Annotated in this window: 13 protein-coding genes; 4 read left to right on the forward strand and 9 right to left on the reverse strand. The window is 47.2% G+C overall.

Annotation, left to right across the window (positions count from 1 at the left end; all coding sequences use genetic code 11):
- A partial coding sequence (locus LDL35_RS05645; protein WP_304020296.1) for a nitroreductase family protein occupies window positions 1-612 on the forward strand: 612 nt, incomplete at its 5' end.
- Between the two features lie 2 nt (window positions 613-614).
- Here the strand turns inward: LDL35_RS05645 and LDL35_RS05650 are convergent.
- From LDL35_RS05650 to LDL35_RS05680, 7 genes are all read right to left on the reverse strand, one after another.
- Complete coding sequence (locus LDL35_RS05650) at window positions 615-1,961, reverse strand: S9 family peptidase (protein WP_304020297.1); 1,347 nt, start codon at window positions 1,959-1,961, stop codon at window positions 615-617.
- 66 nt (window positions 1,962-2,027) lie between these two features.
- The gene (locus LDL35_RS05655) at window positions 2,028-2,747 is read right to left on the reverse strand and encodes a helix-turn-helix domain-containing protein (protein ID WP_304020299.1); all 720 of its coding nucleotides are present in this window, start codon (window positions 2,745-2,747) and stop codon (window positions 2,028-2,030) included.
- A 96-nt stretch (window positions 2,748-2,843) separates the two neighbouring features.
- Window positions 2,844-3,674, reverse strand: a complete 831-nt coding sequence (locus LDL35_RS05660) for a hypothetical protein (RefSeq protein WP_304020301.1) — start codon at window positions 3,672-3,674, stop codon at window positions 2,844-2,846.
- A 112-nt stretch (window positions 3,675-3,786) separates the two neighbouring features.
- Complete coding sequence (locus tag LDL35_RS05665) at window positions 3,787-4,866, reverse strand: cache domain-containing protein (protein ID WP_304020302.1); 1,080 nt, start codon at window positions 4,864-4,866, stop codon at window positions 3,787-3,789.
- Window positions 4,867-4,944: 78 nt separating this feature from the next.
- Window positions 4,945-5,220, reverse strand: a complete 276-nt coding sequence (locus LDL35_RS05670) for a DUF1294 domain-containing protein (RefSeq protein WP_304020304.1) — start codon at window positions 5,218-5,220, stop codon at window positions 4,945-4,947.
- A gap of 53 nt (window positions 5,221-5,273) precedes the next feature.
- Window positions 5,274-5,831: a cysteine hydrolase family protein gene (locus LDL35_RS05675; protein ID WP_304020305.1), complete on the reverse strand. Its 558-nt coding sequence runs from the start codon at window positions 5,829-5,831 to the stop codon at window positions 5,274-5,276.
- Window positions 5,828-6,688: a GNAT family N-acetyltransferase gene (locus LDL35_RS05680; RefSeq protein ID WP_304020307.1), complete on the reverse strand. Its 861-nt coding sequence runs from the start codon at window positions 6,686-6,688 to the stop codon at window positions 5,828-5,830. The genes LDL35_RS05675 and LDL35_RS05680 overlap by 4 nt, the downstream gene beginning before the upstream one ends.
- A gap of 84 nt (window positions 6,689-6,772) precedes the next feature.
- On the opposite strand from LDL35_RS05680, the gene LDL35_RS05685 reads away from it, so the two are divergent.
- Entirely contained in the window at window positions 6,773-7,291 is a 519-nt protein-coding gene (locus LDL35_RS05685) for a hypothetical protein (RefSeq protein WP_304020309.1), read from the forward strand.
- Window positions 7,292-7,513: 222 nt separating this feature from the next.
- On the opposite strand, the gene LDL35_RS05690 is transcribed toward LDL35_RS05685, so the two are convergent.
- A complete protein-coding gene (locus tag LDL35_RS05690; protein ID WP_304020311.1) occupies window positions 7,514-8,308 on the reverse strand; it encodes a V4R domain-containing protein in 795 nt (264 codons plus the stop codon).
- 68 nt (window positions 8,309-8,376) lie between these two features.
- On the opposite strand from LDL35_RS05690, the gene LDL35_RS05695 reads away from it, so the two are divergent.
- Window positions 8,377-9,594, forward strand: coding sequence for an FprA family A-type flavoprotein (locus tag LDL35_RS05695; protein WP_304020312.1), 1,218 nt, complete (start codon window positions 8,377-8,379; stop codon window positions 9,592-9,594).
- A gap of 24 nt (window positions 9,595-9,618) precedes the next feature.
- On the opposite strand, the gene LDL35_RS05700 is transcribed toward LDL35_RS05695, so the two are convergent.
- Complete coding sequence (locus LDL35_RS05700; protein ID WP_304020313.1) at window positions 9,619-11,121, reverse strand: transglutaminase domain-containing protein; 1,503 nt, start codon at window positions 11,119-11,121, stop codon at window positions 9,619-9,621.
- 167 nt (window positions 11,122-11,288) lie between these two features.
- Between LDL35_RS05700 and LDL35_RS05705 the strand changes: the two genes are divergently transcribed.
- The gene (locus LDL35_RS05705) at window positions 11,289-11,582 is read left to right on the forward strand and encodes a GYD domain-containing protein (protein ID WP_011448552.1); all 294 of its coding nucleotides are present in this window, start codon (window positions 11,289-11,291) and stop codon (window positions 11,580-11,582) included.
- Window positions 11,583-11,685: the final 103 nt, after the last annotated feature.

Here is an 11,685-nt window from a genome sequence, read left to right on the forward strand (position 1 = left end):
GACTGTGCTTCTGATTCGATTCCGTCATTTGGAGACCTGAGCAGACTGATGATGGTCAGGCGTTCGGTCAGGAGTTATAAAGAGAAACCAGTGCCACGGGAGACACTGCAAAAAATCCTTGATGTAGTCAGGTATGCACCAACCGGCATGAACGGACAGTCGGTTCGCTGGCTCGTCATTGAGAACCCTGATGAAGTCAAAAAGATTGTTGCCGGAACGGTTGAATGGGCTTGCAAACTGATGCAGACCGACATCGAACACCCGCTCAAACCAATCCTTCCGATGATCATCGATACATGGGAACGGGGAGAGGATCATGTCTGTCATGGTGCTCCTCACCTCATGATCGCCTATGCCCACAAGCAGAATCCAATCGGGTTTATTGATGCAATTATCGCCCTTACCCACGTTGACCTAGCAGCACCGGCTCTGGGCCTTGGAACCTGCTGGGCAGGTATTGTTCAGATTGCATGGAATGAATCACCAGAGCTTGTTGCACGGCTCGGACTGCCGGCAGATCATGTGCCGATGTATGCCATGATGATCGGATATCCACGGTACAAATTTTCCCAGATACCAAAACGGAACGCTCTGCAGGTCATCTGGAAATAAAATCAGGGATGTAACTGGTCATCCAGCCAGTCTAATTTTTCCTGATATGAAATGCCTGATGCACCAAGCTGACAGTGTTCGCCGGCACAAAACTCGTCGGTAAAGACAAGGTACGTCTTCGGGCATTTCAGAGCCTCATAAAAGATCTGTGCCTGACCGCCAATCTTTGAATCACTTATCCCGTCACAGACAAGAGTTGCGGCTGTGATGTTCTCAATGACACCTTCAAGTGTATAGGGTTCATAGATGAGCATCACATCAGCCGGAGTCGGAACATCAAAGACATACATCCCCTGGGTCATGGTCCAGTCCATGCTGGTCGAATTCTTCATCCTGGCATACATATCCTCGTTGACATAGTCCTTGTTCTCCCTGATGAAGTCAAACACATCTTCACGGGTAACATTCTGGGGATCCGGAAATCCCATCCTGAACTGACTGACCTGTTCATTCGCCATGTCATAGATGGCACTGTCAGCTATGATTGCATGAATCCGGTTATCAAACGCAGCAGCCCGGGGGACGAAATACCCGCCCATACTGATCCCCCACATCCCAATCCGTTCAGAATCAACATCAGGTCTGCTCGTCGCATAATCAAGGACCGGGCCCACCACCTTTTCCCAGTCATATCTGAAGGGGATCTTCTGAACACGGATCACCTCACCCTGTCCGGGGCCTTCAAAGGTGAGCACATTATACCCTCTCTTCACCCCTTCAAGAGCATTCGAGTAGAGCTCCTCCTGGGTTCCGTCATACCCGGTCTGGATTATCAGGAGAGGTTTTTTCTCACCCGAATCATCTGCAGAGTAGAAATATCCGGGGAGGGTGGTGTTTTCATAAGGAATCTCTACAATCTCCATGTGAACCGGGTCAAGTTCCATGGCAGCCCTGAAGGTGTCCACACTGTTCTTCCATGAGGTCAGAATCCGGGGATCGTCGGGATTTCGATGAAGGAAGAATTCAGCGGTCCGGTAATAGGTCTGGGCACGGAGCCAGGCATCATGCGCAGATACCAAGTGCCCCTGTTCATAGGCAGTATCACCGACTTTTTTAAAATGGTCTGCAGTCTTTGTCCATTCAGCATACCAGTTCTCATAATTGAGAGGCTTAATCCGGGATGCCGTCGCAATGACCTCACCCAGATCAGACCCGCCGGAGTACATGCTGGAAAGGGTCCGTTTCAGCTCAAAATCAAACTCCGGGTCATCAACCATAAACGGGGAACAGGTTGTATTCACATTGATGACGGGCTGTAGGGAGATCTCATCTGCGACAGAACACGAGAGAAACAGCAATCCAAAGAAGATTACACCACATGCCAGAAGATACCGTACAGGAAAAGACATACCAGTATCTTCACCGGAAAGGCAAAAAAGATACTGCTGAGAAATACCGGATACATGGGGCGTTATTCATTTACTCATCATGTACCGGCGAAGATCAATCCCCCGGATACGACAGACGGGACCCTCGCGGAGTGCTGGCAGAAATCCGTCTGCAATATATTCTAACAGCACCGACTCACTCTCACCGGCAATGGCAGCAGCTTCTGATACGGTATACAAAATCTCATCTCTGACTCCACCGATTGAGTCACGGAGCATCCGGTCACTAGCCCGTTCAGGCCCTGCAAACCCAGACGGTATCAGTTCTTCAGATTCTATTCCGGATTCTGAAAGCGAATACTGGACATCATCCATCGAGATCTGAGATGGAAGGACGGTACTTCCTTCAGGCTCCTTCTCTTCAGCAACAGAGGGCTTTGTCTCCTGCAGCATGGGCCTTTGCGTGGCCGCACGTGGGTCCTGAATTAGTGCAGGGTACTCATGCCTGATCACATGTGTTGTAGGAGAGAGGGTTGAAAGCCGTGCTATTTGTTCCCGAAGCCATGATATCTCCTCATCCTGACGGGTTATAATCTCACGCAGAATCTCATGGTCGGTCGGAACGGTCGTTTTCCGATCGCAGGATACAATCCTCGTTATTTCATGTTTTTTAATATTAAGTGCCTGGCTGAGCAGCTCACCTGCAATATCCTCTATGGACATGTGCTGCTCTGTAGCGAAGTGATTGAGCCGGTTAATTATTTCCGGAGAGAGGGAAAGGGTGATGGTCTGTTTCTGATGAGACATCTTCTCCCAGTCTAATTAATCTCTGAACACAAAAAGTGATCTCATGAGTAGGAATCCAACCACTACTGCATGAATTCTTAAAATTTAAAAGATTTATTAAGCCTTCTTCTTCGCTTTGAAATATCGTGAAGACTGAAGGGAATTGAGCCGTAATAAGCCGACCAGAAGAAGAGCAATAATGAAGATACATTGGCCAATTACAAGTACCGGGAAGATATTGATCAGATCTGGTAAAGTCATTATGTCAGATATACGAAACTCGGTATGTATGGGACCGGCCATATACATGAAAAGGATGAGTGTCGAACAGAGCAGGACAAAGATTCGTAAAAATTTATTTTTTACCGGTATTGAGAGGCAATAGAGTGGGAGTATGACTGAAAAGTAGATGATCAGCCCGGCAGCGATAAGAATGAGGGTTGGAAAGAGGAATATCACTGGATGAACAGAAAGAGAGGAGAGGAAAAACCCGACATCGCCTGTTACCTCGAAGACCCTCATCGGGATATAGGAGAACAGGGCACCAAGGTTGAAGATGAGCACCCAGAGGGAAAGTGTCATAAGACTTTTATATTTAATTCCACGGGTTTTCAGGAATATCCAGAAACATAAGACTGCTGCCAGGGCATTAAACAGAAGACCTCCGATCGCAAGCATGGACGCTGAACCTCCATCTATTCCAGACATATAGGGGATATACTGAAAGGATTCAGAAAATCCATATATGCCGGTCTGATACCGGGTGATGTGTATCGGGGTTGTGATTATCGCCTGAATTGGATCAGGTGTCATGGTGATCCCCCTCATCCATGCGGCGGCAAAGTGACCTGATTCATGGATAAAATACTCAACAATACGACCAATGATGATAGAAACCAATGTTATGAGGATAAAAGTAACCGGGTTACTCCAGGGTCGGATCTTCATTCTTATTCTTCTTATTCTCCGGAAGAAGGATAATAATTCGTGTTCAGGCTTGATGAAGCAGTTTTTAAGAAAAGACATGAACGGAGATGCAGGAGATAAAAAAAGGCGGAGTTTAGAAGACCATGACCCGCCAGGGCGTATTATGGAGGGAAACGGTGTTCCAGTACACCAGGGTTGTATACTCACCGGATGCTACCATATCTCCAAGAGAGAGCATATCAAACCCGGCAGGATAGGTTCCAACCGGTGATGAGGCAATAAAAGCCATCTTCTGAATCGCAGATGGATCGGATACCATAGCAGGAAGAGAACCTTCATATCCAATAATGGTTCCATCAGGCTGGATCACCAGGATGTTCAGGTCCGACCCGTCTGTCAATGAATCCAGGGAGTTCTCTACCAGGAGAGCAGGATGGATGAGCACCGACAGGTATCCGGTAACAGAGAGCGATGATGAGTAGATCGGATACATGATACTCACTGCATATTCCCCTTCCACAGTCTTGAAATACTCACTCATGCCAGGGGCGGGATTGCGGATAACCGAGGTGACCATTGTCTGGTTCCGGACATTTGAACCGATACTGCTGCTGTATTTTTCAGGGTAAACTGCAATTATTGTACCGGAGCGGTCCAGGAGACTTACTTCAAATATGGCAGGGTTGCTCTTCGCTACTTTCTCAAGATAGCCTTGTGCATCAGGGCTCTTGAGATTCTTCCCCTTGAGCTCTGCAGCATATGCGGCGATGGCTGCATCACAATCCTGTAATGCCTTTGAAAGAGCGGCAGAAGCTCTGATCTCCAGAGTAGTTATTGCCAGTTCCTCTTCGGGTGACAGAAAAGAGGTGTCTCCCTCATACCAGCTGTCTGATTGGGTAAACCCCTTATGCTTTGTAATCGAGAGGATCCGAAGTGGCTGCCCCCACATCTGGATAGTCACCACATCAGGATCAATAACTCCGGTAATATCCACATGCAGCCCATCCTGCTTATATTCATCAGGCAGATCTAATGGGAGATACTGTGCCCCATCCTGAGCAATAAAGCCATAAAAACCTCCTTCTAGATCGATGTAGGTAATAGTCCCATAGCTTGTGATCTCTGAACCGGTCTCTTGTGCAATACACCCCGCTGCACAGAAAAATGAGAGTGCAATGAAATAAACACCCACCGATGCCGTTGATCGAATCATACATGTTTTTCGCCGGAACACAAGAAAAGAGTTCTGGTATAGAGGTTTATAAGAGAGTAACCGGAGCCCCAGCCTGCATCAACCGGGGAGAAAACCGGAGAGAAGCAGGGCATAGATACCGGCATGACTAAGGATGAACACGGGAATCATCATGGAAAAGAGTGGTTTTCGAATCTTGTGCCTGAATATTCTCATTCCTGCATAGGCACCAAATGGTCCGAAAAATGCCACGGTCATCAGATTTCGTTCAGATATCCGGTACTCTTCACGCATAGCTAGGTGTTTGTCGTACCCGAATAATGCAAATGATATGATGTTGAGAATAAGATAGGGAATAAAAAGTACATTATTCATGAATATGTCCTCTCATTTCTTTCATTTTTTATCAGACGCCCCATAAGTTCCTTTTAGAGAATTCCACCCATAATTATCTCATCTGTTGAGAGAACCCTCGCATAGAGCCCTGACAGGGCACTCATATAGGCAGCATGGACCAGGGGAGCAGGGACCGTGACCTCCTGGAACGTCAGATCACGGGTTGCACATGCATCATGAGCAAGAATACAGGCAAATCCAAGATCTGCTGCTGCCCGTGTCGTCGCATCGATGCACATATGACTCATCATTCCGGCTATGATGAGATTGTGTATTCCCTTTTCCTGAAGATATGATTCAAGCTCAGTCTGCCTGAAACTGTTCGGATACTGCTTTTCGATTATCTTCTCCCCGGCTATTGGGGATACCAGATCAGATATCTCTGCTCCTATGGTTCCAGGGAGGAAAAATGTCGCATTCGGGCGTCTTGAGATGTGTCTGATATGAACCGGTTCTATTCCACATGACCTGGCATAATCTAATAAAAGACCGGCGTTTTTCCCGGCAACGGAGCTTTCATGACATACCATGGCTCCACCAGGAAAGTAGTCATTCTGGATGTCAATAAGGATAAGAGCAGTATCTGTCATACTTCCCCCGGATTAGCTAAGATATATTGTCGTGGATAAAGCCCGAATTTCTGGTAGAACGGGAGCACATCTTCATTTCCAACGGTTACATGGACCCTGATATCAGTGCCACCTTCTTCTTTCATCCAGGTCAGGGCATGAACCATGAGTGTTGTCCCGATACCCTTGTGCCGTGCCTCATCACATACAAAGATGGACTCTATCTCTCCATAGGATCCGGGAGCTACCGAACAGAAGCAATACCCGATATCATCCCCGGACAGGGTGTCAGTTGCAAAAAAGATGCGAATAAGCCGGTTATTGTTCTTCTCCAGGAGTTCGTTTTTCCGGTCATGAAACCTGACCTTTCTCATCTGCCCTGAAAACTTTTCATTGCGGGATATGATGCACACTCTGAGCTGTTCCCAGAGTTTTTCTATCCGGTCAGTCTCTTCTGGCCCGGCTGCATGGATCTCATACTGCACATCAACAGAGGCCTTTAATTTCGACTCCTGCTTCTCCTCTTCTGCCCGGTGCGCAAGTTCCTGATGAAAGGCCGGGAGGCATACGGCAATATATTCTGCACCATCTGGCGTGCTGTATCTGACTCTTGACCCTGCAGGGACCAAAACCGCCTGTCCCGACGGCACTGAAACGAGCTGGTCATCGGTCTCCACTTGTAATGTTCCTGACAGGATAACCGAATATTCATCAAATTCCGGGGTCTGAAATGGCTCTGACCAGCCAGGGGGGCTTACCATCCGGGCAATACTCACATCGGTCGTTCCGGATACGATTCGTCCCACATATTCTTCTATTCTTTTTGGAGGCGTTCCAGCTGCAGGGATGATGCGGGGAGAGGATATGATCCGGACCATAGTATCAGGTTTTTTGTTGTTTCTATATGATTTTTGGGAATATGAGCAGAAATTAAAAATGATAATCCTGATGAACCTGTACCTGTGATAGTCCCTCCCCATAATTTCTCCAATTCTCCGGTACAGGAAGTCATCTGCCGGTACTATACATCAGACAATTCTCCTGTTGAGATGCTTTTTCAGAAACCATACCCAGGATGGGTTGTGATCCGGAATGAACTGGCTGATTCTCTCAATAGGTATCAGAATGAAACCTTTCATGGACTCATGCTCACATACACCGATGAGTTCCATCTTTTTCCTGATGATGACCCGGTCCATCTGATATCTATAGCCCCGGAGATACCAAAATCACTGGCAACGCGGATGCTGTATGGATTAAAAACGGAGATTGTTATGCAGGGAGCAGAGAAGGGGACTCTAATACAGGTCAGATACACCTGGAAAACCGATACAATAATTCTTGATTTCCAGGCGAGAAGTCAACATGAAGAGGCATATCCAAGAGATGCGACGCTGAATTGGTTTGAGAAGGCTCGTGAGGATATTCATCAGGTATTTGATGTGATAGTATCAGAAACGTTAAGGAAAAGATGTTTATAATAATTCCATTCAATCCTGGGCGATTCAATCACATCAAGGGCATAACCGACAAGAAATTCAGCAAACAGGGGCCGTATAGTATTACTTAAAAGATCTGAATATGCCCATGACCAGAAATCACCAATCTTTACCCCAGGAAGACCTGTTATTTCCTGATCTACTGAAATTTTTTTATTCATTTTTATCTATAGGTTATTTTTTGATATAGATTTAAATTATCATCTAACCCTTGTTTTTTTGCTCAATGATAAATGTACAATGGTCATGACCAGCCGAATAACATTCAATCTCCGTTATTCTCACCGGCCCATTCAGATACCCGGAGAATATCGCAGATAATACCCCGATATCAAACGAGCAGGCACCATGGCCGGTAACCGGCAGATCCTCACACTCAAAACACCCCTGAACAGTGAGAGCAATCGGATCAGTCCCGCTCAGGGTAACCGATCCAAGACCATGTACTGACCAGAATTCATGCATTCTCTCAACCATCCGTAAGAGGTCGGGATCATACACCAGGGGGGCAAGGACCCTGCCCATCTCCCATCCGGTTCGTTCGAGCACCGGATCAACATTGATCCCAAGAGCCATCGCCTCTGTTCTGAACACTCGTACCCCCCATCTGAAGAAGGATGCAATATCTCCAGGTTCAAATGGAAGTCGGGCATATTCCTCACCTCTGTCCTCTCTGACCGGAGCATGGCGATCACGATTGGTCAGCCGCCCGATGGGATGTGAGGTAAGGGATAGTATCTTTTTTCTGCTGTCATCCGGATCGGTATGTGATGAGATAAGACCTGCTTTCATGAGATCATGAACATGAACCGATATGGTGGATTTTGCCTTTCCACAGAGTGTGACAATCTCGTCAAATGAATGATCCCGTGACTGCAACAGCTCAAGTATCCTCTTCTTCACCTGGCTGTCAATCGCCATAACCCGATTTCTGGATGAGAAGAGCTGGATATCATCGTCCAGATCCTCTGCAATTTCTTCAGTCACTGTTCTATACATATAATCCGGAAGGTTCATATTTGTTCGCATACAATAGAATGTTCGTAATTAAACTAACGAGTTGGACTATGAAAGCAAGTGCATATAAAATCGCCGAAGGAGTATACTGGGTCGGAACACTGGACTGGGACCTTCGATCCTACCACGGATATACCCTTGATGGAACGACGTACAACGCCTACCTCCTCTTCGGGGAGAAGACTGTGCTGATAGATAATGTCTATCCAGGGCAGGCTGCACAGATGTGGGGAAGGATTGCTGATGCATGCCGTCAGGAGGGACGGGATCTCCATATCGACATCATCGTTCAGAACCATGTCGAGAAAGATCACTCAGGAGCTCTTGCAGAGATCCATAAAAAGTTCCCTGATGCACCCATCTACTGCACCGAGATTGCAGAAAAAGGGCTTGTCAGACATTACCCGTCCTTACAGGGAGCAGAGTTCAGGCATATCAAAACTGGAGATACCCTTGACTATGGTAAAAAGACCCTGGCATTTGTTCAGGCACCGCTCCTCCACTGGCCTGATTCCATGTTCACCCTTCTTGTGGAGGATGGAATTCTCTTCCCGAACGATGCATTCGGCCAGCACCTCTGTTTCACCAGGCGTCTTGACAGCGAGATTCCTGAAACGGTTCTGATGGATGCTGCACAGAAGTTCTATGCAAATCTTATCGTTCCGCTCTCAGGGCTGTTTATGAAGAAGGCAACCGAACTGACAAACCTAGATCTCATCAGTAAGGTAAAGATGATTGCCCCGTCCCACGGACAGATCTGGACAGATCCGTCAAAGATCATCAATGCATATGTCGGGTGGGCAACCGGGACCCTCATCAAACCAAAAGTGACTATCGTCTATGACACCATGCATGGCTCGACCAGGATGCTTGCCCATGCCCTTGCAGAAGGGGTCATAGCCGGCGGGTGTGATGTAAAGATCTTTAACCTGCATGAGGATGAGCGGTCAGAGATTGTAAAACACATCCTGGAATCAAAGGGCCTGATGATTGGTATTCCGACCATCAATGACATGCCCTACCCAAGCATCGGAGATCTCATCTATTACCTGAAGGGTCTGCATTTTGATCGCACCGGTGAACGCTATGCCATGACTTTTGGTTCAATGGGCGGGAAAGGCGGTGCTCCGGCCATGATTGCTGATGAACTTAAAACCGCAGGATTCACAGTTACCAGGACCATGGAAGTCGTATTTGTTCCCGATGTCGATGAACTTGATCAGGCGTTCGATGCTGGCCTTGAGATGTCAAAAACCATACAAAAATAAAGGGGTTTCCAGCCTGATCCCTTTTTATTCTGCTGTGATGTCCTCAAAGGTATATGACGAATAGGCCATCCCGAGCATCTCAATATCTGAATCAGATGAGGTGCATACCACAGCAGGCATCTGGTGGACAGCGGTAAAGAGAATGTCCGGATTTGGCTCTCCGCTGAAGGGTTCGTCCACATCGGTCTGGATGGTAAACCGGTATGGATCAAGGTTACCAAAGAAGAAATCCTTATACTCTGTAACCTGCTCCGGGGTGGCATTATAGGCCCAGTCTGCTGCATCTGCAACCGTCACATCAACAGGAATCCACCCATATTCGGGGAGGTAAAACTCTGCCCAGAAATGCGTTCCCTGATGCCCCGGCACTATCTGATACCCGCCGGGAGCCCGTGCTGGAATGCCGACCGCCCGGCATAATGCAGCGAAATAACTACTCTGGGTCCCACAATCGCCAAAGCCGGTATTATGCACAAAATCAGACTCAGGAATGGACATTGCACTGATATATGCATGAGGCACATTGCTGTAAGGAAGCGTCTGTAAGATATAATCATAGATGAGCCGTGCCTTCTTATACGGGTTTGTTTCATCTCCGACGATCTGGTTTGCTAATGCCGTAATTTCAGGACTGACATGGATATTTGGCTGACTTTTCGTATACCGCTGGTACAGGGGATCTGATGTATCGTACACCGGGATCAGATCAGGATTGAGATCAAGAATCCGCGGGCTTGTGGTAAACGTGAGACTGACTGAGACATTCACATAATCATCCGTCATCTCCTCAAGAGGAATCTCCAGGTATACTTCTCCGATATCACCCGTTGTCACCGGTTCTGATACCACATATTCTTCAGGCTGAACAGATGTCACCGTGATATCTGACTGACTCTCAATACTGACCGGAAGTGGGAACCAGACCTGCAAAATCCCGTTGTCAGGGAGAAGATCCCGTGGAATGCTCAAGAGTCCGGTGCCTTGGAAGGTATGATTCTGATAGAGCGGGTTCTTCGCATCCCGTGGAGCACTGATAAACGGAGAGACCTGATCGATGAACGGTGATTCACCGAGTGACCGGGTATAGTTCTGACTCAGGGAGGCGTTGTGAAACCTGATATTTCGGGCAATACCTTCGAAATAATAGACCTGTCCGTCAGATTCGAACTGAATTGAGGCTCCCGGTTCTAGGAATGACTCCCGCTCTTCCTGAGTGAAGTGAGGAAAAGCATCCTGAATGGTCTCATCTGCGCTTGTCCTGTTCAGGGTCATCTCGGCAAACAGCCAGCTCATTCTTTTTGCCTGGCGGAGAGCTTCCTTCTTTTCTGCCTCATTTCCAAGTTTAGCAAATTTTTCTGAGGCGTTCATGAAAAGATTATAGGCGTGTTCATAGTTTCCGGCCTTGACTGCATTCTCAGCCTGTTGAAACATCTCATCGGCAGATTGTTCAGAAGCGCCGATAGCAATTCCCGGTATTACAATCAGAACCGTCAAGAAAAAAGTAATCGCCAGCACGCGACTTCCCATCTTAATTCCCATATAACTTTTTCTTTTTGGGTCAATGGGAGATATATTCTTCGAACTGACGAGCACACATGAAAACGTCATCTTCTGTGGATTTACACAGAGAGACTGCCAATGCCCTTGAACGGCATCAACACGAAATTTAAATACCCAGTCACCAACTACTCTCCATGCTCACCTTCATCCTGCTTGGCAGACTGACAAACCTAGCCGTTGAACAAACCCGTGAATTACAGGAGCGAGATAAAAGGGCTGCTGAAATAATCAAAAATGCCGGGGGAAATCTGGTTTCGCTCTATTACACCTTTGGTCAGTATGATTTTGTGGCGATTATTGAAGCCCCGTCTCAGGAGATCATGGGTCTGATTCTTCTCGAAATCGGCAGGTTCAGCACCGTCAGTTCTGAAACGCTGATGGCAATGCCACCTGAACAGATGTACAGCCTTATTCATAAATTACCCTGAGCCATATCAGAGTCCTCACACTCTTTTATGAACTCCAAATCAAGAGCAGGAGGTAGCGGATCAGGCACACATCAATATATTAAAAGACTAATATTTCTGGTAT

Source organism: Methanospirillum hungatei (assembly GCF_020216685.1).
GTDB classification, from domain to species: domain Archaea; phylum Halobacteriota; class Methanomicrobia; order Methanomicrobiales; family Methanospirillaceae; genus Methanospirillum; species Methanospirillum hungatei_B.

Bases quoted from the DNA above. Each gene is read 5' to 3' on its own strand.
- LDL35_RS05700 (WP_304020313.1), bottom strand. From the start codon at position 11,121: ATGGGAAGTCGCGTGCTGGCGATTACTTTTTTCTTGACGGTTCTGATT.
- LDL35_RS05695 (WP_304020312.1), top strand. From the start codon at position 8,377: ATGAAAGCAAGTGCATATAAAATCGCCGAAGGAGTATACTGGGTCGGA.
- LDL35_RS05705 (WP_011448552.1), top strand. From the start codon at position 11,289: ATGCTCACCTTCATCCTGCTTGGCAGACTGACAAACCTAGCCGTTGAA.
- LDL35_RS05650 (WP_304020297.1), bottom strand. From the start codon at position 1,961: ATGTCTTTTCCTGTACGGTATCTTCTGGCATGTGGTGTAATCTTCTTT.
- LDL35_RS05660 (WP_304020301.1), bottom strand. From the start codon at position 3,674: ATGAAGATCCGACCCTGGAGTAACCCGGTTACTTTTATCCTCATAACA.
- LDL35_RS05670 (WP_304020304.1), bottom strand. From the start codon at position 5,220: ATGAATAATGTACTTTTTATTCCCTATCTTATTCTCAACATCATATCA.
- LDL35_RS05675 (WP_304020305.1), bottom strand. From the start codon at position 5,831: ATGACAGATACTGCTCTTATCCTTATTGACATCCAGAATGACTACTTT.
- LDL35_RS05690 (WP_304020311.1), bottom strand. From the start codon at position 8,308: ATGTATAGAACAGTGACTGAAGAAATTGCAGAGGATCTGGACGATGAT.
- LDL35_RS05655 (WP_304020299.1), bottom strand. From the start codon at position 2,747: ATGTCTCATCAGAAACAGACCATCACCCTTTCCCTCTCTCCGGAAATA.
- LDL35_RS05680 (WP_304020307.1), bottom strand. From the start codon at position 6,688: ATGGTCCGGATCATATCCTCTCCCCGCATCATCCCTGCAGCTGGAACG.
- LDL35_RS05665 (WP_304020302.1), bottom strand. From the start codon at position 4,866: ATGATTCGATCAACGGCATCGGTGGGTGTTTATTTCATTGCACTCTCA.